Origin of the sequence: Cognatishimia sp., assembly GCF_049116455.1 — a bacterium.
Taxonomy (GTDB): domain Bacteria; phylum Pseudomonadota; class Alphaproteobacteria; order Rhodobacterales; family Rhodobacteraceae; genus Cognatishimia.
Map to the genome: position 1 here is coordinate 679,875 of NZ_JAGDYW010000003.1, position 23,310 is coordinate 703,184.

At 53.0% G+C, this 23,310-nt stretch carries 27 protein-coding genes and 1 tRNA gene; 14 read left to right on the plus strand and 14 right to left on the minus strand.

Annotated features, from left to right (window positions below):
* Window positions 1-48 precede the first annotated feature (48 nt).
* Window positions 49-1,485 carry an SPFH domain-containing protein gene (locus JXQ85_RS08330; RefSeq protein ID WP_421748434.1) on the plus strand — a complete coding sequence of 479 codons (1,437 nt, stop codon included), beginning with the start codon at window positions 49-51 and terminating at the stop codon, window positions 1,483-1,485.
* A 113-nt stretch (window positions 1,486-1,598) separates the two neighbouring features.
* Here JXQ85_RS08330 and JXQ85_RS08335 read toward each other — a convergent pair whose 3' ends face one another.
* Complete coding sequence (locus JXQ85_RS08335) at window positions 1,599-2,072, minus strand: c-type cytochrome (RefSeq protein WP_421748435.1); 474 nt, start codon at window positions 2,070-2,072, stop codon at window positions 1,599-1,601.
* 214 nt (window positions 2,073-2,286) lie between these two features.
* Between JXQ85_RS08335 and hisB the strand changes: the two genes are divergently transcribed.
* Window positions 2,287-2,874 carry an imidazoleglycerol-phosphate dehydratase HisB gene (hisB, locus tag JXQ85_RS08340; protein ID WP_421748436.1) on the plus strand — a complete coding sequence of 196 codons (588 nt, stop codon included), beginning with the start codon at window positions 2,287-2,289 and terminating at the stop codon, window positions 2,872-2,874.
* Window positions 2,875-2,924: 50 nt separating this feature from the next.
* Here hisB and JXQ85_RS08345 read toward each other — a convergent pair whose 3' ends face one another.
* The gene (locus tag JXQ85_RS08345) at window positions 2,925-3,548 is read right to left on the minus strand and encodes a DUF2306 domain-containing protein (RefSeq protein WP_421748437.1); all 624 of its coding nucleotides are present in this window, start codon (window positions 3,546-3,548) and stop codon (window positions 2,925-2,927) included.
* A 94-nt stretch (window positions 3,549-3,642) separates the two neighbouring features.
* On the opposite strand from JXQ85_RS08345, the gene JXQ85_RS08350 reads away from it, so the two are divergent.
* Together JXQ85_RS08350 and hisH are read left to right on the plus strand one after the other, a co-directional pair.
* Window positions 3,643-4,239 (plus strand): TetR/AcrR family transcriptional regulator, encoded by a 597-nt coding sequence (locus tag JXQ85_RS08350; RefSeq protein WP_421748438.1) that lies wholly within the window; start codon window positions 3,643-3,645, stop codon window positions 4,237-4,239.
* Window positions 4,240-4,301: 62 nt separating this feature from the next.
* Window positions 4,302-4,940, plus strand: a complete 639-nt coding sequence (gene hisH / locus JXQ85_RS08355; protein WP_421748439.1) for an imidazole glycerol phosphate synthase subunit HisH — start codon at window positions 4,302-4,304, stop codon at window positions 4,938-4,940.
* On the opposite strand, the gene JXQ85_RS08360 is transcribed toward hisH, so the two are convergent.
* The gene (locus JXQ85_RS08360; RefSeq protein ID WP_421748440.1) at window positions 4,937-5,671 is read right to left on the minus strand and encodes an AraC family transcriptional regulator; all 735 of its coding nucleotides are present in this window, start codon (window positions 5,669-5,671) and stop codon (window positions 4,937-4,939) included. The two genes, hisH and JXQ85_RS08360, sit on opposite strands and share 4 nt — an antisense overlap.
* A gap of 93 nt (window positions 5,672-5,764) precedes the next feature.
* On the opposite strand from JXQ85_RS08360, the gene JXQ85_RS08365 reads away from it, so the two are divergent.
* Both JXQ85_RS08365 and JXQ85_RS08370 read left to right on the plus strand, forming a co-directional pair.
* Window positions 5,765-6,301 (plus strand): peroxiredoxin-like family protein, encoded by a 537-nt coding sequence (locus tag JXQ85_RS08365; protein ID WP_421748441.1) that lies wholly within the window; start codon window positions 5,765-5,767, stop codon window positions 6,299-6,301.
* Window positions 6,302-6,362: 61 nt separating this feature from the next.
* Window positions 6,363-6,614 (plus strand): WGR domain-containing protein, encoded by a 252-nt coding sequence (locus tag JXQ85_RS08370; protein WP_421748442.1) that lies wholly within the window; start codon window positions 6,363-6,365, stop codon window positions 6,612-6,614.
* A 6-nt stretch (window positions 6,615-6,620) separates the two neighbouring features.
* On the opposite strand, the gene JXQ85_RS08375 is transcribed toward JXQ85_RS08370, so the two are convergent.
* On the minus strand, window positions 6,621-7,016 hold the full coding sequence (locus tag JXQ85_RS08375; RefSeq protein ID WP_421748443.1) for a DUF2147 domain-containing protein: 396 nt from the start codon (window positions 7,014-7,016) through the stop codon (window positions 6,621-6,623).
* Between the two features lie 146 nt (window positions 7,017-7,162).
* Here JXQ85_RS08375 and hisA point away from each other — a divergent pair, with 146 nt between their 5' ends.
* Window positions 7,163-7,885 carry a 1-(5-phosphoribosyl)-5-[(5-phosphoribosylamino)methylideneamino]imidazole-4-carboxamide isomerase gene (gene hisA, locus JXQ85_RS08380; RefSeq protein ID WP_421748444.1) on the plus strand — a complete coding sequence of 241 codons (723 nt, stop codon included), beginning with the start codon at window positions 7,163-7,165 and terminating at the stop codon, window positions 7,883-7,885.
* 15 nt (window positions 7,886-7,900) lie between these two features.
* Here the strand turns inward: hisA and JXQ85_RS08385 are convergent, their stop codons facing one another.
* Window positions 7,901-8,287: a hypothetical protein gene (locus JXQ85_RS08385; RefSeq protein ID WP_421748445.1), complete on the minus strand. Its 387-nt coding sequence runs from the start codon at window positions 8,285-8,287 to the stop codon at window positions 7,901-7,903.
* A 170-nt stretch (window positions 8,288-8,457) separates the two neighbouring features.
* On the opposite strand from JXQ85_RS08385, the gene JXQ85_RS08390 reads away from it, so the two are divergent.
* Complete coding sequence (locus tag JXQ85_RS08390; protein ID WP_421748446.1) at window positions 8,458-8,937, plus strand: DUF2867 domain-containing protein; 480 nt, start codon at window positions 8,458-8,460, stop codon at window positions 8,935-8,937.
* A 55-nt stretch (window positions 8,938-8,992) separates the two neighbouring features.
* Here the strand turns inward: JXQ85_RS08390 and JXQ85_RS08395 are convergent, their stop codons facing one another.
* The gene (locus tag JXQ85_RS08395) at window positions 8,993-9,436 is read right to left on the minus strand and encodes a DUF302 domain-containing protein (protein WP_421748447.1); all 444 of its coding nucleotides are present in this window, start codon (window positions 9,434-9,436) and stop codon (window positions 8,993-8,995) included.
* Window positions 9,437-9,606: 170 nt separating this feature from the next.
* Between JXQ85_RS08395 and hisF the strand changes: the two genes are divergently transcribed.
* Together hisF and JXQ85_RS08405 are read left to right on the plus strand one after the other, a co-directional pair.
* Window positions 9,607-10,404, plus strand: coding sequence for an imidazole glycerol phosphate synthase subunit HisF (gene hisF, locus JXQ85_RS08400; protein ID WP_421748448.1), 798 nt, complete (start codon window positions 9,607-9,609; stop codon window positions 10,402-10,404).
* 10 nt (window positions 10,405-10,414) lie between these two features.
* Window positions 10,415-10,726: a phosphoribosyl-ATP diphosphatase gene (locus JXQ85_RS08405; protein ID WP_421748449.1), complete on the plus strand. Its 312-nt coding sequence runs from the start codon at window positions 10,415-10,417 to the stop codon at window positions 10,724-10,726.
* Between the two features lie 27 nt (window positions 10,727-10,753).
* On the opposite strand, the gene JXQ85_RS08410 is transcribed toward JXQ85_RS08405, so the two are convergent.
* From JXQ85_RS08410 to rlmB, 4 genes are all read right to left on the minus strand, one after another.
* Window positions 10,754-11,182: a CoA-binding protein gene (locus JXQ85_RS08410; protein ID WP_421748450.1), complete on the minus strand. Its 429-nt coding sequence runs from the start codon at window positions 11,180-11,182 to the stop codon at window positions 10,754-10,756.
* Between the two features lie 222 nt (window positions 11,183-11,404).
* The gene (locus JXQ85_RS08415) at window positions 11,405-11,863 is read right to left on the minus strand and encodes a YHS domain-containing (seleno)protein (RefSeq protein ID WP_421748451.1); all 459 of its coding nucleotides are present in this window, start codon (window positions 11,861-11,863) and stop codon (window positions 11,405-11,407) included.
* Window positions 11,864-11,974: 111 nt separating this feature from the next.
* Complete coding sequence (locus JXQ85_RS08420) at window positions 11,975-12,331, minus strand: hypothetical protein (RefSeq protein WP_421748452.1); 357 nt, start codon at window positions 12,329-12,331, stop codon at window positions 11,975-11,977.
* A 17-nt stretch (window positions 12,332-12,348) separates the two neighbouring features.
* Window positions 12,349-13,143 carry a 23S rRNA (guanosine(2251)-2'-O)-methyltransferase RlmB gene (gene rlmB, locus JXQ85_RS08425; protein ID WP_421748453.1) on the minus strand — a complete coding sequence of 265 codons (795 nt, stop codon included), beginning with the start codon at window positions 13,141-13,143 and terminating at the stop codon, window positions 12,349-12,351.
* A 134-nt stretch (window positions 13,144-13,277) separates the two neighbouring features.
* On the opposite strand from rlmB, the gene JXQ85_RS08430 reads away from it, so the two are divergent.
* Window positions 13,278-13,361: transfer RNA gene (locus JXQ85_RS08430), tRNA-Tyr, on the plus strand.
* Between the two features lie 84 nt (window positions 13,362-13,445).
* On the opposite strand, the gene JXQ85_RS08435 is transcribed toward JXQ85_RS08430, so the two are convergent.
* The 3 genes from JXQ85_RS08435 to JXQ85_RS08445 form a co-directional block, all read right to left on the minus strand.
* A complete protein-coding gene (locus tag JXQ85_RS08435) occupies window positions 13,446-14,789 on the minus strand; it encodes an O-antigen ligase domain-containing protein (RefSeq protein ID WP_421748454.1) in 1,344 nt (447 codons plus the stop codon).
* A complete protein-coding gene (locus JXQ85_RS08440; protein WP_421748455.1) occupies window positions 14,782-16,239 on the minus strand; it encodes a hypothetical protein in 1,458 nt (485 codons plus the stop codon). The genes JXQ85_RS08435 and JXQ85_RS08440 overlap by 8 nt, the downstream gene beginning before the upstream one ends.
* Window positions 16,240-16,513: 274 nt before the next feature.
* A complete protein-coding gene (locus tag JXQ85_RS08445) occupies window positions 16,514-17,128 on the minus strand; it encodes a response regulator (RefSeq protein ID WP_421748456.1) in 615 nt (204 codons plus the stop codon).
* 250 nt (window positions 17,129-17,378) lie between these two features.
* Here JXQ85_RS08445 and JXQ85_RS08450 point away from each other — a divergent pair, with 250 nt between their 5' ends.
* The 3 genes from JXQ85_RS08450 (at window position 17,379) to JXQ85_RS08460 (ending at window position 21,919) form a co-directional block, all read left to right on the plus strand.
* Complete coding sequence (locus tag JXQ85_RS08450; protein ID WP_421748457.1) at window positions 17,379-18,755, plus strand: WecB/TagA/CpsF family glycosyltransferase; 1,377 nt, start codon at window positions 17,379-17,381, stop codon at window positions 18,753-18,755.
* A 102-nt stretch (window positions 18,756-18,857) separates the two neighbouring features.
* Window positions 18,858-19,370 carry a molybdopterin-dependent oxidoreductase gene (locus tag JXQ85_RS08455; protein ID WP_421748458.1) on the plus strand — a complete coding sequence of 171 codons (513 nt, stop codon included), beginning with the start codon at window positions 18,858-18,860 and terminating at the stop codon, window positions 19,368-19,370.
* 23 nt (window positions 19,371-19,393) lie between these two features.
* On the plus strand, window positions 19,394-21,919 hold the full coding sequence (locus JXQ85_RS08460; RefSeq protein ID WP_421748459.1) for an ATP-binding protein: 2,526 nt from the start codon (window positions 19,394-19,396) through the stop codon (window positions 21,917-21,919).
* Between the two features lie 9 nt (window positions 21,920-21,928).
* Here the strand turns inward: JXQ85_RS08460 and JXQ85_RS08465 are convergent, their stop codons facing one another.
* Entirely contained in the window at window positions 21,929-23,149 is a 1,221-nt protein-coding gene (locus JXQ85_RS08465; protein ID WP_421748460.1) for a polysaccharide biosynthesis/export family protein, read from the minus strand.
* Window positions 23,150-23,310 lie beyond the last annotated feature (161 nt).

Consider the following 23,310-nt stretch of genomic DNA (forward strand, 5'->3'; position numbering starts at 1 on the left):
TAGGCTGCGCCCAAACTTGTTTTCAACTCAGCTTTAAAAGGAAGTTCTATGCTGTTTTGGCCAATTTTAGGTCTGTTTATCATCGCGGCGGGATACGTTATTCGCCGTAATTTCAATTTTCCAGAAAATCAAAACCTCGACGGAATCGTCAATCTTTCGGGTTGGGGCATCAAAGCTGCCGGCCTGATGATCGTGTTCGTCACCACATTCAATGGCATGTTTTTCTATGCCGAACCTGGGTTCAAATATCACGTCCGCACAATCTTGGGCGAAGAGAAAATGGTGTCTGACACCGGGTATAACCTGCACCTCTTTGGTCGCTACAACGCTTGGAAAAACGCAATGTCTGTGCAGGCGTCATCCAGCGGGCGAGGCGAAGTTGTAGCCGAGGTCGAAAGCGCTCAAATGAGCGCAAACCTTGCGCCAAAATCATTGGTATTCTTGGATCAGGTAGACGCGCTTGTTTCCGCAACTGCTCGCTTTGAACTGCCAAGTGACGAAGATGCATTTTTGCGTCTGGCGCGCCAATACCGCACGCCAGAAAACCTGCTGCGCACCGAATTGGTGCCTGCCTTTGAGGAAACTCTGGGGGCAACAGCTGCATTGATGTCTGCCGAGGATTACTTCCAAGGTGGTAAAACCGAATTCAACAACGAATTCCAACGCCAGATGGAATCGGGCATTTATCTTGTGCGCCGCATCGAAAAACGCGTGAAAATCTCTGGCGATCGCCCGGGTACTGCGAATGCGGCTTTGGGCGAGGATCAAGAAGAGTTTGGCGATGACACCAAGACCATTTTCGTGGTTGAAAAACTGGTCGATGCGACAGGCCTGCCACGCCGCAAAGAACAGTCCTTCACAAAGTTCGGGATTTCGGTGACGTCGGCGCGTGTGACAGATGTGAACCCTAACCAGAAGTTCAAGGATCGGATGGCGCTGCGCCAACAAGCGGCGGCCGATCGCGCGATTGCGCGTGAACAGCGCATTCAGGAAGAAGAGCAAAAACTCTTGGCTGTTGCGCGTGGTGAACGTGAAGTTGCGGAACGTCAGGCCTTTGCCAAGGTTACGCAGATCGAGCGGACAACTGATGCGGAAACCGAAAAACAACTGGCGATCACAGCAGCCGAGCGGGAACGCGAAGCCGCACGCATTGCCAAAGAGCGCTCTGAAATCCTGCTAGAGAAAGCGCGCATCGACGCTGAAGCTGTTCAAGTTGCGGCAGAGGCGGAAGCCTATGCGAAGACGCAAATCTTGGAGGCGGATAACGCATTGGCACAGAAACTAGACGCCGAAGTCGAAATCCAAAAACTCTGGGCCGAAGCCTTCGCAAAACGCAACGTGCCGACTTATGTGTTTGGCAGCAGCGCAGGAGATGGCGGCGCACCAGTGGGATCAGATGACGAGGCCTCTCGCCTCTTCCAGATCCTGACTTTGCAGGCGGCTGAACGTCTGGACTACGACCGCAATATTGCGACCAAAGAGTAACTTTTCTGACGATCGAAAAGTAAAAGCGCGCCGTTAGGCGCGCTTTTTATTTGGCTAATATGCATTCTTAGTCCCGTGACAACGAGCCGATAAAAAATACAGGCCAGATCGAATTACTTGTGAGGCTGATTTCGCGCTGCTTGGATATCCTGCACACGTTTGGGCCAGGTCGAATGAATATATCCAAGAATATCCCAAATATCATCATCTTCGAGCAGCCCGACAAACCCAGGCATCCCGCTGTTATAGTTTTCAACTCCGCGCGCGGCAAGCAACTTTTGTCCACCCAATTTAGTGTAATCAAACAAGAGTTGATTATCATGATGCCAGGTGTGTCCCGTCTCATCATGTGGGGGCGCCGGCGCGATACCGTCAGCCCCCTTGGATTGCCAGTTTTTTTGCCCCGCTAAGTTGGCCCCATGACATGATGCACAGTTCTCATCATAAAGCTCTTTTCCACGTAAAATATTACGCGCTTCTAGCTCATGTGCAGCTTGAGCTGGCGCAATCAAATTGACGTCAAAAATAGCAATCCCGCTCACAAGGATGCCACACGCCAGAACCAAACCAATGGCATTCTTCTTCATATTTTTCTCCGCAAGTTTTTAATCGTCCTAGGGGTTCCAGCTACGGGAGGGTCAAGCAATAAGTTGGTGTTCTCTCTGTTTTGAAACCGCGCAAAAGTTAACAGCTCTTATCGACCGACAGATCCAACACACTAACGCAAATTCAAAATACTTCGCCTTCCCCTAGCCCCCTGGCCCGCCTATAAGAGCGGCGAAAGATCAAGAGGATACGCCCATGCGCACCGCAAGCGTGACACGCAAGACAGCTGAAACCGAAATTTCGGTGGAGATTAACCTGGATGGCACAGGAAACTACGACAACCAAACCGGTGTTGGGTTTTTTGACCATATGCTGGACCAACTGTCGCGCCACTCGTTGATAGATTTCAAAATCCGCGCCAAAGGCGATTATCACATCGATGATCACCACACTGTCGAAGATACCGGCATCGCTCTGGGTCAGGCGCTTGTGAAAGCTCTTGGTGACAAGCGCGGCATCAATCGCTACGGCGAATGCCACCTACCGATGGATGACGCACAAGTGCGTGCAGCGCTGGATTTGTCTGCGCGTCCATTTCTGGTGTGGAATGTCGACATCCCAACGCAGAAAATTGGTGCCTTTGATACCGAGCTTGTGCGTGAGTTCTTCACGGGCTTTGCGACGCATGGCGGCATCACATTGCACATTGATCAACTGCACGGCGTGAACAGCCACCATATCGTGGAAGCGGCATTCAAAGCTGTAGCGCGCGCGCTGCGCACCGCTGTGGAAACGGATCCGCGTAAGGCTGGGGATATCCCGTCGACCAAAGGCGCGCTCTAACGTGTTGAAGACAGATTATTAAAAAGCCCGGCTTTGTGCCGGGTTTTTTGTTAGGCAGGTTGGGTGCGGCTGCGGCGGCGCAAGAACCATTCTGCAATAAACAGATTTGGCACCCAGCAGAGCCATGAGATCGCAACGTAAGCGAGCTCAAATCCAACGGCCATTTGTCCAAACGGAACATAAAGGCGCAGGGTCACCGCAGCGAGTGTCAGTGCTGCGGACCTGATCATCCATTCACGATGAAGCGCAATGCGCCTTTGCATCGCAAGCTGAACCGCCCGAGCCGTTGTCGCCAACCAAAGAACCGCAAGCCCTGCGAACCCTGCAGCGGCGACCGGCCCAGCTTCGGTTCCCAAAGCGAGGAATATCCCACTGGTCCCAGAAATTAGAATGGCGATTGCATAAATGCGACCGCCCCAGCGGTGCACGGCAGGGCGTGTAGTTCGAATCCGCGCGCTAAACTGGACAGGTAGCAACGCAAGCGCAACCGGGGCCAATCCAATGTGAAGGTAAAGACTAAGAGGTCGCGCCATCGCGTGGTGCATCATATGCGGCATAACAATTGCCAACTCAGCGACCAGAAATCGCAAAGAGACAACAGACACGAGCACAGACAGCGTCCACAAAAGGATGAGAGACCAAGAGGTTTCGGTCTGGAATTTTGAAGCAGACATAGCGAATCCATTAAGTTGACAGTGTAAAGCTTATCTTGACACTGTAAAAATCAAAACATCTTGACGCTGTCAAGTCTTTTGCTAGAAATGAGCCATGACCAAGACCGACACCAAGAAAAAACACCATCATGGAAACTTGAAGGAGGCTTTGGTGCTAGCTGGTATCGAACTGCTGGAAGAAAGTGGTATCGATGGTCTGACATTACGAAAATGTGCTGCGCGAGCTGGCGTGTCACACGCTGCTCCGGCGCATCATTTTGACGGATTGGCCGGGTTGAAAATTGCAATTGCTCAAGAAGGATTTCGTATTTTTTCCCGGTACTTGGAAGACGGGCTCACCGGATTGGTTGATCCACAGGACAGATTGCGCTCTATTTGCCAAGGTTACCTTGCTTTTGGCCTGCAACATCCAGGTTTGCTGAATGTGATCTTTGGCACGGGCCTTTCAGCTTTGGTGCCCGACAATCAAGAAGGCAGTTATGCTTACAATATTCTGCGCGGTGTCTGCGCGCCCTTTGTTCCCGAGGGCCAAAATCCGCAAATTATCGAAATTCAAGTCTGGTCTTTGATCCACGGCTTTACCCTGCTCTACCTTGCTGGAGAGTTCGGCTATCCCCCACCCGCTATTGCCGATGGCCCATTTGAACAGGTGATGACATTACTTGACCGCATCGGAACACTTGGTAACTGATCCTTATCCCTTGACCCGACGCTGATTTCGTTTCACTTGGTCGGCAAGCGAAAGGAACCACCATGCTGACAGCGATCATCGACTATGAAAGCGGCAATCTGCACTCTGCGGAAAAGGCCTTTCAGCGTATGGCTGCTGAAGTTGATGCCGGGGACGTCATTGTAACGTCGGATGCCGATGTCGTGGCAAAAGCCGACCGTTTGGTCCTGCCGGGCGATGGTGCTTTCCCGGCCTGCGCGGCGGAGCTGCGCGGCCACAAAGGCATCTATGACGCCATGGTCGAAGCAGTCGAACAAAAGGGCCGCCCTTTCCTTGGCATCTGCGTCGGCATGCAGCTGATGGCAACCACGGGTCGTGAATACGAAGATACTGCTGGTCTGGATTGGGTCGGTGGCGAAGTTGTTAAGATCACCCCCAAAGATGAAACACTGAAAGTGCCGCATATGGGTTGGAACGATCTGGTGATCGATCAACCGCATGCGCTGCTGGACGGCGTGGAAAATGGTCAACACGTCTATTTCGTGCACAGCTATCATTTTCAGGTCGCCAATCCAGCTGAACGGATCGCCCATGTGGATTACGCGGGAGACATCACCGCGGTTATCGGGCGTGACACGATGGTCGGTATGCAATTTCACCCGGAGAAAAGCCAACACGTTGGCCTGCGCATGATTGGCAATTTCCTGCGTTGGAAACCCTAAGCGACGTTTGCAGCTTTGCGCGCCGCAATCGGGGCTTCGTCATAGGCCTTACGATAAGCGCGTGTGAAAGCTTCGGGGGAGCCATAGGCGTATCGGCGAGAGACCGCATCAACGCGGTCTCCTTTTTGCAGATCTTGCCGCGCCAAAGTCAGCCGCCATTTACGCAGATAGCCCATGGGGGTCTCACCAACCTGCGCTGCGAAAAGCTCATTAAACCGCGACAAAGACAGCCCCGCTTCTGAGGCTAGATCCTGATTGTTCCAAACCCGTCCCGGGTGGTCATGCATGGCCACAATTGCTCGGCTTAGGCGCTCATCTGCGAGCCCAGCAATCAGTCCTGGTTTGGTTGACCCCTTGTCGATTTGATCGCGCAAAAGCCGCACCAGCAGAACATCCCCCAGCCGGTTTAGCACCCAGTGTCCGCCACAGCGCGCTTGCGTATGTTCTTGTAAAATCACCTGGATCAAAGCCTGGGTTTCGGCGCAGGCCGTCAAATCAAACCGCACTTCTTTGGGCAAAGCGCGCTGTAACGGATTCAAATTCCCCGTCCAATCAACCTGTGCAAACCAAAGCTCGCGCTCAGTCGGTAGATGCTGACCTCGATCATGTGGATAAAAGCGCACTTCCTGAGGGTTACCTTGCTCTCCGAGCACAACAATATCCGCGTCAGATCGGGACGATGCCCGCACTGTGCGATGAAAGCGGTTCATAAGCGTTGTGATGCGATCCATTGAAATTCCGGCATTTTGGGTAGATTAATTGGAATTACCTGACATAAAAATCTGAGAAAGTGCAAGAGAAACTTCACAAATAGGATTTGTTTGATGCTGATACCTCGCCAAAAGACCCCGGAATTGAAACTGCCAACCCTTGGCGGAGGAGAGTTCGATCTCAGCGCCGAAAACTCTGAGCGCGGCACGATTGTTTGCTTTTATCGTGGCTTGCACTGCCCGATTTGCGCAACGTACCTGACTGAACTTGAAAAACTAATCGGCGACTTTGCGGAACGTGGCGTTGGCGCGATTGCCGTAAGTTCTGACGGCGAAGAGCGCACCGCTCTAATGGCTGAAAAGATCAACGCCAAAGGTCTGCGCTTTGCATATGACCTTCCACTGCAGACCGCACGTGTTTGGGGTCTGTATATTTCGACCTCTCGCGGCAAAACTTCGATTGGCATCGAAGAGCCCGCCCTGTTCAGCGAACCGGGCCTGTTCCTTGTGCGCCCTGACCAGACGCTGTTTTATGGGGCAGTCCAAACCATGCCGTTTGTGCGTCCGCATTTCCGTGAACTGATACCAGCATTGGATTTTGCCATCGCCAATGACTACCCGGCACGTGGGGAATACACCGGGGCGGTCTAAGCCTTCTGGACAGAGACGACAGCACGGGGCATATCGGGCGCAATCGCCAAAGGATATCCTCGTGCACGTCCGCCTTGAGAAATTCAACCACACCCGCAAGCAAAAGCGGTACTACGCGCTGCGCCTGACCAAGACGTTGTTTGGCGAGTGGTGTCTGGTACGCGAATGGGGTGTGATTGGTGGTGCGGCGCAGGAAAAGCGCGACTATTTGGGCGAAGCCCCCGCCGCAGAGGCGGAGCTTGAACGCCTCAAGGCGGCCAAACTTAAAGGGGGCTACGCTGTTATTCCGGTGCAACTTGGAATGTTCAGCTGATTTGGATCAATTGACGCGGGTCCACGTTTGACCTCGGCAAATTGCGCCACCCGCAACACAGCCTTTGACGGTCAACTTATTGCCACTCAACGACATTTTCGACTTATAGGTCTTATTCTTGTCTGGGGCCCAGATTTTGCCGCCGCCATAGCTGCCATCACCTTCGGCCTTCATATCCCAAATCATGCGTTTGCCAGTGTGTTCGTAGTCAGAGCTTACACCGCCCCCAGCACTGAAGGCTTTGTCGATGGAGCCGCAAAGCGCATTCCCGCAAGGCACCATCTTTACATGTAGATATCCGCCGGTGTCCCCGGCTTCGGTTTTCCAAGTTCCTGTTGCGGCATCAGCCTGAGCGAAGGTGGCTGAAAGGCTCAGAATCCCGGCAAGCAAAGCAGTTTTCATTTGTGTCACTCCCTGTTTGCCAGACAGCCTGACGCAGGCCACGCGCTTCAATCAAGAATGACTTGGGGTCAGGTTGCCATTTGCGCAAGGTCATGCATAAGGGCTGCGAGAGATAAAAGACTGACGATTGTCCAAAGGAAACTGCCATGATCCTCTACCCTGCAATTGACCTGAAAGACGGCCAAGCCGTGCGCCTGCTGCACGGGGACATGGACAAGACCACAGTGTTCAACGACAACCCAGCCGCGCAGGCGCTGGAGTTCGTGAAAGCCGGCTGTGACTGGTTGCATTTGGTTGATTTGAACGGTGCTTTTGCGGGCGAGCCCGTGAATGCGGCCCCAGTCGAAGAAATCCTCAAGCAAACCAAAGTCCCAGCGCAATTGGGTGGTGGTATCCGTGACATGGCCACCATCGAACGCTGGATCGACAAGGGCCTCGCACGTGTGATCCTCGGCACTGTGGCCGTTGAAAACCCTGATCTGGTACGCGAAGCGGCCAAAGAATTCCCGGGCAAGGTTGCCGTCGGCATTGATGCGCGCAACGGCAAAGTGGCCACCAAAGGCTGGGCCGAAGAAACCGACGTGATGGTCACGGATCTCGCAAAATCATTTGAGGATGCTGGCGTCGCGGCTATCATCTACACCGACATCATGCGTGACGGCGCCATGAAAGGCCCGAACGTGCAAGCGACGGCTGACCTAGCCAACGCAGTCTCGATCCCGGTGATCGCTTCTGGTGGTGTGTCATCTCTGGACGATCTGCGCGCCTTGAAATCCTGCGGTGCTGATCTGAATGGCGCGATCTCTGGTCGCGCGCTTTATGATGGTGCGATTGATCTGGCCGAGGCGCTTAGCGTCCTCAAGGCCTGATCGCGACGGATTGGTTTAATTCGAAAGACTTGCGAGGGCTTTATCAAAGGCCCTCGTATCCACCATACCTTCAGCAACATCCAACGGCACACCGCGTGAGATCATGCGCTGAAACAAAGCCTTTGCCTCGTCCCCACCCATTTGAACTTTGACCGGTAACTGCGCGCCCATCGCATCGCGAAACGCGTTACTATTGTCACGTGTGGTCATCTGAAACTCCCAGGTCTCATATCCTGGGCAATCCACCAAAATATCTGAGAAGGCCGCATCTTTTTGCGCCAAAGTGACCTTGTAGGCGAGCTCAAGCAATCGGCATTCCGACGCCTTTGGAAGTGAGCTTGCCAAGCTGGGAGTGGAGGTTGCAAAAATAGCAACGCTGCCCAGTAGCAGAGAACGAAACATAACAATTACTCCAGTAAAATATGAGGTTTCATACCGCACTGGGGCAGTCGATCAACCGTGGGATTGTGACCATTTTAGGGCATTTTACCTGCGACAAACGCGCCCGGTTGCTTGAAGATCTACACACTCTCCCCAAGGTGTAGAGAAGGCCCCATTCAAAGGAATCGCGCATGAAACCGAAGGTCCAAAAAATCCAACTTCCCGCCTCCAGTGCACTGCATAAACGCCTTCAGCCCGAAGACTTCCTGGACTGTTTCGCAACCCAGGCCGACATCAGTCCGCGCGCGGCCGCGGCAGAAATTGTCGACTTTCCGAATTGGGGGAAATTTCTGTTGCACCTGCGCCGGATTGTGACCGCGCCTTTTGGGTTAGATCAGGATGGACCAGAGGCGGCAGACAAACTCGGCCCCTTCCCTGTTGAAAGCGAAACAGAGAGCGAGATCATCGCGGGCTTTGATGACAAGCACCTCGATTTTCGTGTCTCTGTGATCAGTGAGAATGGAATGTTGTCTTTGGCGACCTGGGTGCACCCGCATAATCTGGGTGGCCGAATTTATCTGGCCGCGATTATGCCGTTTCACATTATGATTGCTCGAAACGGTGTGGCACGGGCGGCAAAGCTGCAATCGAGGCCCGCTGCACTTACTTAAGCCCAATCATGAACGCCGCGCAGCGAACCAACGCGGCGTTCCTTTAAAGAAGGCTTTATTCAGCCGCTGCTGCAGTCAATTTACCCAATGCGCCCTTCATTTTCGCGAGAAACGGCGCATCCGGGGCAATGTTCAGCCCGGCAAAACTCGCGGCCGGATCTTCATAGGTCAGATAAACCGTTCCATCCGCATCTTCATAAGCCAACACCTTAAGCGGCAAAAACAGACCAGCTTTGATATCTGCCTGCATCGCCGGAGTGCCGATTTTTGGGTTGCCAAAAATCAGAAGCTCAGCATCCGCCAAGGACTCTCCGATTTTTTGAGCGCCGCCTGCGTGATCCACACGCGCAAAGACTTTCGCACCCGCGTTTTCGACAGCGGCTTGTAGGGCATCCAATGAGGCGGATACGGATTTATTGCTGACAACAGAGATCAGCTCTGCACTGGCTGGGAGGGCTGAGGACATGGCGATGGCTCCGGCTATTAGGTAACGTTTCATAATCTCTCTTTTCAACTAGGTGCTTTCGCCGCCATTCACGACATTTGCCAACCCTTTTGCCAATCACATTTGCTTGACGGCTGAAAATCGCAGGATCGGCATATATCGAGGGGATCGACATCTTGGACAATGGCGTGAAACCGCGTAAGAGGACGCCAAGAGGTACCAAGATGTTGAAAACCCGCCTGATCCCTTGTCTGGATGTCGCTGATGGCCGTGTGGTCAAAGGCGTAAACTTTGTGGGCCTGCGTGATGCAGGTGACCCAGTCGAAGCTGCGCGCGCCTATGACGCGGCGGGTGCGGACGAAATCTGTTTTCTCGACATTCACGCGACCCATGAAAATCGTGGCACCATGTTTGATATGGTGCGCCGCACGGCAGAGCAGTGTTTTGTTCCTCTGACTGTCGGTGGCGGAGTGCGGACCAAAGATGATGTGCGCGCTTTGCTTTTGTCAGGTGCTGACAAGGTTAGCTTCAACTCTGCTGCTGTTGCCCGCCCAGACGTAATCGCAGAATCCGCCGATCAATTTGGAAGCCAGTGCATTGTCTGTGCGATTGACGCCAAAACGATCGGGCATGATGAAAACGGTACGCCAAACAAGTGGGGCATATTCACCCACGGAGGCCGTAAAGAAGCGCTGGATGGCGATGGCAACCCGATCGATGCGGTTGAGTTTGCCAAACTCGTGGCCTCAAAGGGCGCTGGAGAAATTCTGCTGACAAGCATGGATCGCGACGGAACTAAGTCGGGCTTTAATCTACCACTGACCAAAGCGATTTCAGATGCCGTAAATGTTCCGGTGATTGCGTCTGGTGGTGTTGGAAACCTGGATCACCTTGTCGAAGGTGTGACCAAAGGTGGCGCGTCTGCCGTACTTGCAGCTTCGATTTTCCACTTTGGAGAATACACCGTCCAAGAAGCCAAACAGCATATGATTTCCAACGGCATTCCAATGCGACTGCAGTGAGGACTGAGCAATGAACACACTCAATGAACTAGCAGCCACGATTGCGGCCCGTGCGAAAGCGGACCCAGACAGCAGCTGGACGGCAAAGTTGCTCGCCAAAGGTCCAGAAAAATGTGCTGAGAAATTCGGCGAAGAGGCCGTTGAGGCCATTATCGAAGCCATCAAAGATGATCGCGATGGGCTGATCAGCGAAAGCGCGGATGTGTTGTTCCATCTTTTGGTGATGCTGCAATCGCGTGGCATTTCACTGGATGAGGTTCTAGCTGAACTCGCGCGCCGTCAGGGCACCAGCGGAATTGCCGAAAAGGCGAGCCGTAAGTAACGGCCCTTCCCTGTAATCCGCGTCACTTTACTTTAGGCGGCCAAGCCTCGGGATTTCGATCTTCGGACAGCGGTCCATAATCACTGTTTTCCCAGCCGTCTCCGCTTTGGCAGCGGCGGCATCATCCAACACACCTAGCTGTGTCCAAATGGTCTGCACGTCAGGTAGATGCTCAAGTGCGTCTTCCACGACGCCCATAAATGCATCCGAGCGGCGAAAAACATCGATCATATCCACGGGCTCACCTATGTCTGAAAGCGACGCGCGAATTGTCGTACCGAATATCTCTTTGCCAGCATGGCCAGGGTTTACCGGAATGACCCGATAGCCCTGCTCATGCAAGAATTGCGCCACATAATGGCTGGCACGCGCTGGGTTCATGGAAAAGCCAATCACCGCAATTGTTTTACTGCGATCAAAGACGTCATTGAGCAGGTCATCAGAGTATTGTGTCATAGGGCGACCATTCAGTTTTCTTGCCGGAATGAAAAGGGAAAACCGCGAAAAGAAAAAAGCGCCCGGAGTAAACCGGGCGCAGTGCGGAACGAGGGACAGTGAAGTGAAGGCAAGAGTTCCGGTCTTGCCTTCCATGATAATAGATAAGTCGAATTTATCGTCTTTCCAGAGAATGTAAGATAATTGTGAACAAAGACTTAACTCTCGATATCTTTTTGAGACTTAGCCGTTCAGAACTGCTGGCCAGTTCGCATCTGCTTTCGCAACAAACCCTGGAATGTCTTTGCGCCACTTGGCACGCACGGATTTATTGAAATTCAGATAAAGTTTGCCGTCGTGCAAAGTCCACGCATCAGCGTCGGTCTTCGCGGTCGCACCATGCGCCACAGCAAAGGCACACCAGCCACCATATTGCGGCGCGAAGGCCTCAGGATTGGCGGTAAAGTCAGCAAGGTTTTCAGCCGAGGCGAAATGCCACTCAGCCCCCTTCCAGCTGATCTTATACGCAGCGCTGCCCTTCACATGGGTTTCTTGCTTGAAATAGGCGACCGTATCATAGCCCTTCAGCGCAATGCCGTCTGGTGCATAGATTTCAGGCGTCATCGCCAACGCGGGGGTTGCAGCGGCAAAGGCCACAGGCGCAGCGGCAGCAGATACTAGAAAAGAACGGCGGTTTAGCATGTAAGGCTCCATCTTGGGCAATAGGGTCGTTTGATCTGCCCCAAGAGTAAGCGATTTTTCTAAACCCCATAGGGCCAGTGACGCGTTTGTGAGGACCCGTCAAAAATTGTTTCAATCAAAAATGTCGAAAATATCGTCAAAGTCATCAAGGAGCTCCGACAGAAACCCCTTCTTTTTCTTTCTGTATTTCTTGTTTGATTTCAGTGGCTTCTTGTAGGAAACGGGCCTGTCATAATGCTGTTTCTTTTCAGCATTCTTGGCCACGGGACGCGGCTTGACTGGCATCTGTTTGATGTCATGCAAAGGTGCACCGCATGACGAACAGGCCAATTCATGTTGCACTTCGCCGGACAGTTTCAAAGCCGCGCGAGTTCCGCAATAACAGCATGTCGCGATTTTTGGTCCCATTGTGCCCTGCCCGATTACTCTGCTTGTTTGCCATCTGATCAGTCCGATATTGCCGCCCAATCAGATGGTTTCAAGTCTTAGCCTTTAGGCTTTGCCGCATAAAGCGCAACCGCAGCAGCATTGGAAACGTTCAACGATCCAAATCCACCAGAAAAATCAATCTTAACCAGATGATCCACGGTTTCTTTGGTCTTTTGACGCAGACCCGGCCCTTCTGCCCCAAGCACCAAAGCGACTGGTCGATCAAACTTGCCTTCCAGCACCGCCTCAATGGTGTCATCCGCTTCGCCGTCAAGCCCCAACACAATGTAGCCCATGCCCTGAAGTTCAACGATGGTGTCAGAAAGGTTGCGCATGCGTAGATAAGGTTGGCGTTCGAGTGCCCCAGAGGCGGTTTTTGCCAATGCGCCGGTTTCCGGCGCGGAATGGTGACGTGTCCCGATCACGGCCTGTGCGCCGAAAACTTCTGCAGATCGCAAGATCGCACCGACGTTATGCGGGTCCGTCACACGATCCAGCAAAACCAGACGAGGTGGTCGGTCATCAGAGCCAATCGCGCGATCGGTCAGGCTGCCCCAATTCAAAGGTTTCACTTCTAAAGCGGCCCCTTGGTGCACAGATTGCTTATCGATTGGCGGATTAAATTTGCGTGGGTCGATCACCTCGGCGTCCATACCCGATTCCGCAATCGCTTCCGCCAGCTTATCAGAGGCATTCTTAGTGACCATCAAACGCAGTTTTTCTCGCGCCGGATTCATCAGCGCATCGCGCACCGCATGCAGCCCGAACAGCCAAACGGTTTCGGCAGAAGCAGCCTTTTTTGCCTGCTCTTTTTCGACCACCCACTTGGGCTTTTTCGAGGGCTTCGTCATGGTTTCCTGCCTTCTCAAATAAGGAGCGGTACCAATGCAGTGAACTTGTTCCATCTGCAAGGGATTTTCTTGTTGACGCCCTCGAAAGCTGCCTGTAATCAGCCCCTCACGTTCAGCAGCGATGCCGAACAAGTGGGCGACAGGCCGCAAGGTGTGGCAGGGGACTGTAACTCCCTCGAGGCGACTCACGCCTGGTTCGATTCCAGGGTCGCCCACCATTTACTCAAATCCGATACGGGTTTGTAGCAACGAAAAACGACTCCTTCGGGAGTCGTTTTTGTTTTTAATATCAATGCGATAGATCAAGTAGTCGAACAAGGCACACGCCTTGGACGGATCGACAATACCGGATCTGATGCAACCTCACGTGCGTGGATTCCAAGCATCATTAGCCCTGGCCATAGCAGGTAGGCTTCGATCTCAATGTTCTCGCCAAATGACAGCATACAGACCACCAAAAGGATACCCAAAGGCAGGCGTCCACGCGGGTTTATGGCCGTGTCTGCAACGGACAAAAGCAATTGATATAGCAGCGGAATCAGTAGCGCAAAAAACCCAAGTAGACCCTTCACAAACAGCAATCCATACCACGTGTGATGCGTGCCAATTGGCATATATTCCACGATATGTCCGCCAGGTTCAGGACGACCATGGCCAAACCAGATCGCCTCTTCCCGCCAGCGCTCTTCGGCAATACGTTGCAATGTCGCGCGCACACGGGTGCTGTCGGCACGGGCGTTTTTAAAGGTCGAAATCCCTGCAGAAAGGGATGACATCAACTTTTCCGAAAAAATCGCCAAGCTGGCCGTGAGCCCCGCAAGCACAAACATCGCCCATTGTTTCCCCAACAGCGGGACCAACCGCGGCGGGATGGTACAAAATATCAATCCAACCAATCCCATCCGGGACTTTGACGCCAAAACCATCAACGTTCCCGCGGCAAGTCCAGCGGCCCGCCAACGGCGGTCTTTTTCTTCAAAGGCAAAGAGAACCATGCATACGCCAAGCAAAGCAGCAAACGGCGACCACGGCGCATAGAACTGCCAACGCGGCGCCCAAGTCGCGGGATCATAAGTAAATAGAAACAAAGTAAAATACTCGGGCCCCGGCCCACCCACTGCCTTAAGCGGAGAGGTGAAAATCCGCTCTGGAAGTCCCAGATAAGGCGCTGCCAATAACACAGGTGCCAAGCACAATGTCCAAAAGCCAATAATGCATTGCCCTCGGATGAGAATTTCTCGTCTGATCGGCAACACAGCTCCAGCCAAAGGAAATAGTGCCATAAGTGCCCAGCCTTTGGCCCAGCCGATGGTGGATTTGATCGTCGACGTCAGACCGTAACCCCAATGCACATGACCCACCCAAAGGATCGGCAGCATGGCCAGCATGCCGATGAGCCAAAGCCACACTGCGGTTGGGATACCATGAGGTCTCAGATCAGTTCGCATGGCTGGTCCAAGATAGAGCGCGAGTGCTGCAATTCCACCGAGCACCCAAGCCAATACTGGACCAACGACATAAAGCGCTCCGACCGCATAGAGTGGCCAAGTGATGGTAAGCGTTTTATAGACAAGGGCCTCAACCGGGTTGGCCGGTACGATCACCGCATCCGTTTCGTTACCAACGCAACGGGCATTATCAGACATGAGAGTGCCCATCGCGCAAACCGAGCGCCCAGCGAATGATGCTTTGACGGAGCCACCCCAAAGACAAGGCGAGAAAAACAAGGAATGTCGCGCCAATTCCAGCCAGCAGCGCACGAGTGTTGCGCTGTGATCCACCATCTTCAGGTAGAGACGGATTTTCCAGCACTTGTACCAGCGGATATGAAGCAAACACATCGGTCTTAGACGACTGCGCCCGCGCAATGGCTGATGCGAATATGGCCTCGGCAACTTGGAAATCTCGTTGTAAATCCTCCAGCTGAGCCGCGGCCATCGCCGCCATTTCAAGCCTTTGTTTTTCCTGCAGATACCGGCGATCCAGCTCTTGGTGTTGGGCTTCCAAGCCAGCCCGTTCTGCTTCATGTCGCAGCAGGTCAGCCAATAAGGACGTGCGATCCCCGAATTGCGAAACATTCAATTTTTTAGCAAGTGCACGCGGCAATCCTGTGATCTTTATCGCCGCCTCAACAGTGGCCATTTTTGCGCGGTCATAAGCCACTTCGGCCTTTTCTCGCGTGGGATGGCGCGCGCCATATTGTGCGCGGGCTGCATTGCGTAGAGCGACCTTTTCCGAAAGGTCCGCCACGAGGGCGAGGTATTCCTGATCGGAATAAAGATCCAAAGCACGCGCGGCCTGCAAAGGTGTTAGGCTCAAGGCCATTTGCAATCGGCCAACATAGGCGGCCTTTTCCTGCAGTTCTCCGCGCAGGGCGACGATATCTGCCAGGCGATTATCGTTTTCAGCCACTTGACGCGTGAATTGATCGCGCGAAATAAACCCAGTTTCCGTCTGCAGGCTATTCACCGCCTCGCGCGTGGCCAAAACAGAATCCCGGTATTCCTCAATGGCCACCACTGCCCCTTCTTCGCGTTCTTCCAAATCATCAGTGCGCAGCGCCTCAACTTCCGCGAAAAAAGCCGTTAGGATCGCCTGATTGCGATCACGCGCCTCCATTGGCGTGACGCCTGTCATTTCGATATGAATAAGCCCGGTCTGATCCACCAAGGTCACTTTGGGGCGCGGCAGATATGCGCGGTCGGTCTGCAATGAAAGCGCTGCAGCATCCAAAATGCGGTCTGCTCGAATAAGGCGTTTATAGGTCTGGGTTGGACTCACAGAGTTGTTTGCAAAAGCAGATGACGCATAGCTGCTGGCCTGCCCGATGCCTTCCATATTGACGCTGGCCGAAACCCCTGCCCCCGGCAAAATAAGGGACATATGCGACGTAAACTTCGGCGGTGCAGAAACCAGGTAGCCAGCGATAGGCACCCAGATCAAAGCAATCCAAATAAGGCATACGCCCGTGTAGCGAACGATCCGCTTCAACAGATATCCCGGCTGTCCCGGTTTCCCTTTGGCCAGAACCTTATCAAGGCGGCTCAGATAAGCTGCGTTCAAAGAATAATCTGGAAGGTTGCTTTGCATCACCATGAGAAACTCGCGCTAACTATTACATTCGCCTCAGGATAGAAAATTGCTTAGCTGAAATGTTCAGAACAAAAGATATTTTCAGGACCAAACGCATGCGTCACCATCCCATCGGATAGGAAGAACAGGCGCGTCAAATCTGGACAAAATGAAACCGCCTCCACATAGGAGGCGGTGAAGTTGTTTTCAATTTTCGAGAAATGCTCTGGAGACCGGGGCAAAGCCCTGAGTTTCGCAGAATTACATATGCTCGGGCCGGTACGGTACCCAGGCGTTGTTAGAAAACACCTTGATCCCGCGCCACCAGTGCCGCTTGGGTACGGTTGGCCACATCCAGCTTTTTATAAAGCGTTTTCACGTGCAGCTTGACCGTTGGTTCTGACAAATCCAAATCGCGCGCGATTTCTTTGTTGGACTTTCCTTCGGTCAACCCTTTTAGAACTTGGGTTTCGCGTTCGGTCAGGTTTTCCAGCAAGGGGTGATCATTGCCTTCGGGCTCTGCCGTCATGAACTCCAATGGGGCGTATTTTTCGCCCATGGCCATGAACTTGATGGCATTGACCAACGACTTGGCGGGTAATGTCTTAGGGACAAATCCTGTCGCCCCCATTTCAAGCGCCTGTTCCGCGATGTCACGGCTGGCTTCGCCGGACATTAAAGCAACCCGGTGAACGCCATTGCGCTCCGCGGCCACTTTCAGCCCCTCCAGCCCGTTCATGCCGGGCATATTGTAATCCAACAGGACCAGATCATACGTCCAGTCTCCGTCAATCAGCGCAACTGCTTCTGCAAGATTTGCCGCCGTATGTGTCTCTATGTTGTCTTCCTGTGCCATAAACGCCACCAGCGCGTCGCGCAGTAGGTCATGGTCGTCAGCAATCAAAATTCGCATCGCCGAAACCTCGCTCGATACCATTACTCAATATACTCTCTTCTCATAGAACTGTGTCGGAAATGGGAAATTTTCGCGGGAAACATCAGGTGATAACTCTATCCAAAGGGATAGGGATTTTCACAAAGGCATGAAAAATAACATCTTTTTTTGAAGCCATTTACCAAAATCGCCGCATTTCGCTCCAAATGCGATCAAGAAAACTCTGTGCGCCTTCGTCAATCTAATGGAAAGCGATGGGAGTAAGACAATGACGTATCAGAGTAATATAGACAGCTGGAAAGCGGATTCTACGAAGCAAAACCCACTGTGCAAACAGGTGCTCGGGCACCGGATAGACAACTTACACACCCGCGAGGCGATTGCTCAGATATTGCGCCCCGGCCGCCGTCACGTGGCCTTTCTAAATGCACATTGCGCTAATGTAGCGACGCATAACCCACACTACTCTGCGGTTTTGGAAAACGCTGATATGGTTTTATCAGACGGCATTGGCATCGAGTTGGCCGCAAAGCTGCAAGGCAGCCGCATTCGAGAAAACCTGAACGGCACTGATTTTGTTCCAAAGCTGCTGGCTGACGCCGCCAAACTAGGGAAATCAATCTACCTTCTGGGTGGCAAACCCGGCACGGCAGAACGCGCAGCCAAGGCGCTTCAACGGCGCATTCCCAATTTGATCATCGCAGGTACACGTGATGGTTATGAAGGTGCCCAAGACCACGCAGCTGCCATGGCGATCAACAATTCAAAAGCAGATATTCTGCTCGTTGCTATGGGCGTGCCGATGCAGGAATTGTGGATTGACCGCAATTTTGAACGCCTAAATACTCAGATCTGCCTCTCGGTAGGAGGTCTGTTTGACTTTCTTGCAGGCAATGTAACTCGCGCTCCTGGATGGGTACGCGATCTACGCTCTGAATGGATGTGGCGGTTGTTGATGGAGCCACGCCGCATGGCAAAACGCTATTTGATCGGCAATCTGACATTCCTGGCACGTGCAGCCCTATGGCCTCTGCGTCGTTCAGACAACGCTGTTTCAGGCAAGCGAGTTATCGATTTAACCTTAAGCCTTGGAGGTCTTTTGGTTCTTGGACCGGTTTTGCTTGCGCTCATGTTGGCCATTCGGATCGAAAGTAAAGGCTCTCCGATTTTCAAACAGCGCCGCATTGGCGCAAATGGAAAACCCTTCACGCTCTACAAGCTGCGCTCAATGGCAATGGATTCTGAAAAAAGACGTGCTGCGCTTTTGGCACAATCTGATCGCGACGGGGTATGTTTCAAAGCCAAATCCGATCCGCGTGTGACCCGGATGGGGCGTTTCATTCGCCGCTATTCACTGGATGAGCTGCCGCAAATTGTGAATGTGGCCAAAGGAGATATGTCAGTAGTTGGCCCACGCCCAGCCTTGCCAGAGGAAGTTGCAGCCTACCCTCAAAAGGCTATTGGCCGTTTAAAAGTCAAGCCCGGTTTGACCGGAATTTGGCAAGTCTCTGGCCGCGCAGACATCGGCTTTGATCAGATGGTCGATATGGATCTTGCGTACACGCGATCCCGCACGGTGTGGCTCGATCTTATCTTGATCCTCGCCACATTCCGCGCAGTGCTCACCGGTCGCGGTGCCTATTAGCCCACAGATCCCATGTCCTATCCGCATGGGTAGGACGATACCCGCCCGAGACCATGCGCATCCCTCCAGAATGCGTCAGTCTGTCTACTGAAGGAGCCTGCAATGTTTCGCGTTTTGAGCATTATTATGTTGGTCGCAGCCACGTGTTTTACGCTGGTATCTGCCAGCAGTGCTGAAAGCGTTGCCCCGGGACAGCCAGTGCCCCTTCTGGAAATCACAGACCTCACGAGCGGGGGGGATGAGGTGACAATCAAATTGGATTTAAATGCGCTAGAAGCCTTAGGATCCAAAGAGATTGTCACCTCTACAATTTGGACCAACGGTGTGCATCAGTTTGAAGGTGTGCCTTTGACCAAACTGCTTGAAGCCTTTCGACTGAAAGGCCAACGGGCGAAACTGACAGCGATCAACGATTACTCGGTTGAAATCCCACTAGGTGGCAGTATCAACGCTGAGGCCATCGTGGCATACCGGATGGACGGGCAAGAGATGTCTCGACGCGCAAAAGGCCCTTTGTGGCTTATTTATCCATTTGACCAATCATCGAAATTTCGCACTGAAACGGTTTACGCACGCTCGATTTGGCAGCTTAATAGGATTCAAGTGATTGAATAACTGCCTTGAATCGGAACCTGCATTTGACTGAGCTCGCTACGGCCCCAATAATACGTCGAAAACTTAAACAGACCGTCCGCCGCTGGGTATTGCCCTCTGCTGCGGCCATCAGTCTTTTTGTCATTGCGATGCTTGGGCAAAGCGTTTTCACTGATTTACGTGAATTGCGGTCTGCACAATCAGATACCGTACAATGGACTTTGTCGCAGGTTGAGATTGAATACCTCGACTTTCAACTGAGCTTGCGGTCTGCGGCGGAAAATCCCAGCCCTGACCTAGAAACATTGCGAAGAGATTTTGATGTCTTTTTTAGCCGCCATGACATCATCGCCCAGGGATTGGTGTTTCAGGACGCGCGCCAGATCAGTGAATTCGAAACCGCACAATCGAGAATCAAAAGCTTTTTAGACGCGGCGGCCCCCCTATTGGATGCAGCAGATGCTGACCTTGTTGCTGCCCTACCGGCTCTGATGGATCAAACAAAGGCCATACGACCCGCTGTACGCGGTCTTTATGTATCTGGCCTGACCCATTTTGCGGATGCCTCCGATCAATTGCGTGCGCGGTTGTCAGCCACGCTCTTAGAGCTCTCTGCCATCTCTGGCCTCTTGATCATTTCATTGATTGCATTGGTGCTATACTCCCGCGCGGCGGATGCGAGCAGCCGCGCCCGTGGACGCGAATTGGCCAGTGCCAACGCCCATATGCAGACCATTTTGTCGACGTCGTTGGATGGGGTGATTGTGTCAGATCACACTGGGATCATTCTTGATTTCAATGCCGCCGCTGAACGGATTTTTGGGTATTCCAATCGGGAAGCAGTCGGTCAATCCATCGGTGATCTGATAGTGCCTCCCGCTTTACGTGATGCCCATCAAGCTGGCATGAAACGCATGCACGACACCGGCCAGAAGAAACTGGTGGGAAATGGGCGCATTCGTATCGATGCCATGCGCAAAGACAAAACCATTTTCCCGGTTGAACTGGCCTTGCAGTCTGGCGAAGGATCGAACGGCGAAATTCTGATTGCTTTTCTGCGCGATATTTCTGCCCAGGTTGAATCCGAAGACGAGCTCACCGAAGCGCGCGACCAAGCGCTGGCAGGTGAAAAAGCCAAGGCTGAGTTCCTAACCGTCATGAGCCATGAAATCCGCACCCCTCTGAGTGGCTTGCTTGGCAATCTGACTTTGCTTGGTTCAACTTCACTTACAAGCGAACAGCAACAATTTCAAAACAACATGGCGATCTCTGGTCGTCAGCTGCTCAAACACGTGAATTCAATCCTTGATATTGCACGCTTTGAAAGTGGCCGCCTCCCGATCAAAGAAGAAAGCTTTCATTTGGGGCGCTTCCTACAAGAAGTGGTCGACAGTCAAAGCGCTGGCGCCGAGCAACGCAGCACCGCCATGAGTTGGGGATGGGTTGGCGATGCTTTAGAATGGGTGCGCAGCGACAAAGGACATCTGGAACAAGTGTTGCTGAACTTGGTTGGTAATGCGGTGAAGTTCACGGAAAACGGCCGCGTTGACATCGAAGTCGAACAGGTCGGCCTACGCGGTGCCTCTCCATTGGTGGAAATCCGGGTGATCGACACCGGGCTTGGAATTGATGAAGCAGACCACGACCGCATCTTTGAAGAGTTCGAAACCACACATCGCGCAGGTGGCGACACAGGTTCGACCGGGTTGGGCCTGCCGATTGCGAAACGACTTGTTACCCTTCTAGGAGGCGAGATTGGTGTCGAAAGCACCCTAGATGAAGGCAGCGCCTTCTGGGTGCGTCTGCCCTTACCAGAGGGACATGAACCCAAAGACAGCAACAACGACATCATTGAAACACAAAGCAACCCATTGCGGCTGTTGCTGGTTGAAGACAATGAGATGAATGCCTTTGTGGTCGAAAAAATGCTTCGTGCCGAAGGCCATTCCGTCATTCTTGCCACCGATGGGTTTGAAGCGTTGGACTGGGCAGGCAAAGCTGATTTTGACGGCATCTTGATGGATATTAACATGCCAAGGCTCGATGGGCTTGAAGCAACCAAGCGCATTCGAAAATCCGTGAAACGCGCTGCAAAGACCTCGATTTTTGCTTTTTCGGCCAATGTATTGCCGGATGACACCAAACGGTTCCGCGAAAGCGGGATGGATGGCTTTATTGGCAAACCGGTTCAGATCGAAGAGCTGCGCGCCGCTTTGGCCTCGATCACCGAAACACCTGCGCCAATGCCGCTTCAAAAAACGGTCGCAGGCCACGAGAGATCTCAGGCGAAAGAGATGTTCGGCGATCAGTATGACGAATTTCTGAAACGGTTCGTGGCAGAGGGCGATGACTTAGACGAATGGCTTAGTCATCCGATCACAGATATTGAAGACCTCGGGCAGCGTTGCCACAAGATCGCATCGACGGCTGCATTGTTTGGTGCAATTCCTTACCAAAAGGCGTTGCAGCGGGTCGAAGAGCAAAGCAAATCAGCAGAGGTCTCTGATGAGGCCATCGAGGGTATTCGTTTACATTGGACAGCGGCGAAGGCTGGCTTGACCAGCCCCTAGTAAATCCGCCTAGTTCAAACTCGCTCCGATGGTGACAGCCCCTAGAATACGCGCAGCTTCAGCAAAGTTTGTGATCGCGCTATCATAACAGGCCACCGCATCGCCGGGCAGCAAAAAGGGGTCATAGTCGTCACGATCAGCACGGCGCAGCATGTCCTCGATATCGCGTTCGATCACAACAGATACTTTGGTTTCAGGGTTCCGCGACATCAGCATTGCAGAACGATGCGCACTGCTGACGCGGGCCCCCCCCACACAGTTGGCATCAACAACGGCCTGCATGTAACGCGTGCCATAGGGCATTTCGCGCACGTCACGACCAATGGCGGATGGCGCATTGCCAGTCGCAGGTTGCGTGAGGTTGGATAGGAACATTGTCACGCCGGGTGGGCTGATCGGACTTGGACGCATCAGATCATCCTGAAAACACTGCCGCGACGGCACATGCACCTGATCGCCGGTCAGCAACATGACATCTACCATATTGCGCCCTTCAAAGACGCCGCGCAGGTCAAGCTTATAAAGACGTCCGCCACGACGCAGTTCGACGGCTGAAATATCTGCATCTGGCCGCACCCCGCCGGCAGCTCGTAGGGCTGCAGAAAGGTTGCGCGCTTCGGTAGATGCGCCCAGCGCTTGGGCGCGGTTCGGATCAATCTGATCACCACGGGTGCCGCCAAGCTCGATCTGATGCGGTTCAAACACCGACCCAGAGACGCCAATGCTAACGGAGGCAAAATCGACCACACGCACGGAAATCGGTGGCAGGTTTTCGTACAGCTCAGCGTTGATCAAAGCGCCAGCCAGCATGCTTTCCACGTCTGTCACGGATCGCCCCTGCGCTGGGATCGCATCGATAAACGGAAGCTTCAAAGACCCATCACGCGAAATCACATAGCGCCCGGACAAAGATTCATCATCTGCGATGCGTACATCCACAAGATCATTGCGAGACACTTTTTCACCCAAGAGCACACGGGCGCCGATGGATTTACCACCTACCCCACCGCGCAAAGGCAAGCATTTTTCAGCATTCATGGATTGAGAGGTCAAAAAAGTGTCGTCCCGACGCGTCACCACATCGCGGTATTGCGCTTGATAGCCGTCACCCACGCCCGTGGCTTCGATGTTTTCAGGATCAACGACAGCGGCACAGCTGGCCAATAGCACAGCCAAGCCAACCGCTTTGATCTTAGGTGTGATGAACCTGACCAACGTCTTTTGCCTCATTTTATTTTTGTTTTTCGGGATTAACGCATCAACACGCGGTTTCTTCAACACATTTCGGAGCAAGCACATACCCGCATGGGTAGATCTGTGACCCTTTGGCCTCGCTTTATCCCCCGACGCCCTCCCCAAATCGACCGCATTCACCGCCATAGTCTTTGGGA

Excerpts from the sequence above, each read along its gene's own strand:
- JXQ85_RS08330 (WP_421748434.1), top strand. The coding sequence starts at position 49 with ATGCTGTTTTGGCCAATTTTAGGTCTGTTTATCATCGCGGCGGGATAC.
- JXQ85_RS08335 (WP_421748435.1), bottom strand. The coding sequence starts at position 2,072 with ATGAAGAAGAATGCCATTGGTTTGGTTCTGGCGTGTGGCATCCTTGTG.
- hisB (WP_421748436.1), top strand. The coding sequence starts at position 2,287 with ATGCGCACCGCAAGCGTGACACGCAAGACAGCTGAAACCGAAATTTCG.
- JXQ85_RS08345 (WP_421748437.1), bottom strand. The coding sequence starts at position 3,548 with ATGTCTGCTTCAAAATTCCAGACCGAAACCTCTTGGTCTCTCATCCTT.
- JXQ85_RS08350 (WP_421748438.1), top strand. The coding sequence starts at position 3,643 with ATGACCAAGACCGACACCAAGAAAAAACACCATCATGGAAACTTGAAG.
- hisH (WP_421748439.1), top strand. The coding sequence starts at position 4,302 with ATGCTGACAGCGATCATCGACTATGAAAGCGGCAATCTGCACTCTGCG.
- JXQ85_RS08360 (WP_421748440.1), bottom strand. The coding sequence starts at position 5,671 with ATGGATCGCATCACAACGCTTATGAACCGCTTTCATCGCACAGTGCGG.
- JXQ85_RS08365 (WP_421748441.1), top strand. The coding sequence starts at position 5,765 with ATGCTGATACCTCGCCAAAAGACCCCGGAATTGAAACTGCCAACCCTT.
- JXQ85_RS08375 (WP_421748443.1), bottom strand. The coding sequence starts at position 7,016 with ATGAAAACTGCTTTGCTTGCCGGGATTCTGAGCCTTTCAGCCACCTTC.
- hisA (WP_421748444.1), top strand. The coding sequence starts at position 7,163 with ATGATCCTCTACCCTGCAATTGACCTGAAAGACGGCCAAGCCGTGCGC.
- JXQ85_RS08385 (WP_421748445.1), bottom strand. The coding sequence starts at position 8,287 with ATGTTTCGTTCTCTGCTACTGGGCAGCGTTGCTATTTTTGCAACCTCC.
- JXQ85_RS08390 (WP_421748446.1), top strand. The coding sequence starts at position 8,458 with ATGAAACCGAAGGTCCAAAAAATCCAACTTCCCGCCTCCAGTGCACTG.
- JXQ85_RS08395 (WP_421748447.1), bottom strand. The coding sequence starts at position 9,436 with ATGAAACGTTACCTAATAGCCGGAGCCATCGCCATGTCCTCAGCCCTC.
- hisF (WP_421748448.1), top strand. The coding sequence starts at position 9,607 with ATGTTGAAAACCCGCCTGATCCCTTGTCTGGATGTCGCTGATGGCCGT.
- JXQ85_RS08405 (WP_421748449.1), top strand. The coding sequence starts at position 10,415 with ATGAACACACTCAATGAACTAGCAGCCACGATTGCGGCCCGTGCGAAA.
- JXQ85_RS08410 (WP_421748450.1), bottom strand. The coding sequence starts at position 11,182 with ATGACACAATACTCTGATGACCTGCTCAATGACGTCTTTGATCGCAGT.
- JXQ85_RS08415 (WP_421748451.1), bottom strand. The coding sequence starts at position 11,863 with ATGCTAAACCGCCGTTCTTTTCTAGTATCTGCTGCCGCTGCGCCTGTG.
- rlmB (WP_421748453.1), bottom strand. The coding sequence starts at position 13,143 with ATGACGAAGCCCTCGAAAAAGCCCAAGTGGGTGGTCGAAAAAGAGCAG.
- JXQ85_RS08435 (WP_421748454.1), bottom strand. The coding sequence starts at position 14,789 with ATGTCTGATAATGCCCGTTGCGTTGGTAACGAAACGGATGCGGTGATC.
- JXQ85_RS08440 (WP_421748455.1), bottom strand. The coding sequence starts at position 16,239 with ATGGTGATGCAAAGCAACCTTCCAGATTATTCTTTGAACGCAGCTTAT.
- JXQ85_RS08445 (WP_421748456.1), bottom strand. The coding sequence starts at position 17,128 with ATGCGAATTTTGATTGCTGACGACCATGACCTACTGCGCGACGCGCTG.
- JXQ85_RS08450 (WP_421748457.1), top strand. The coding sequence starts at position 17,379 with ATGACGTATCAGAGTAATATAGACAGCTGGAAAGCGGATTCTACGAAG.
- JXQ85_RS08455 (WP_421748458.1), top strand. The coding sequence starts at position 18,858 with ATGTTTCGCGTTTTGAGCATTATTATGTTGGTCGCAGCCACGTGTTTT.
- JXQ85_RS08465 (WP_421748460.1), bottom strand. The coding sequence starts at position 23,149 with ATGAGGCAAAAGACGTTGGTCAGGTTCATCACACCTAAGATCAAAGCG.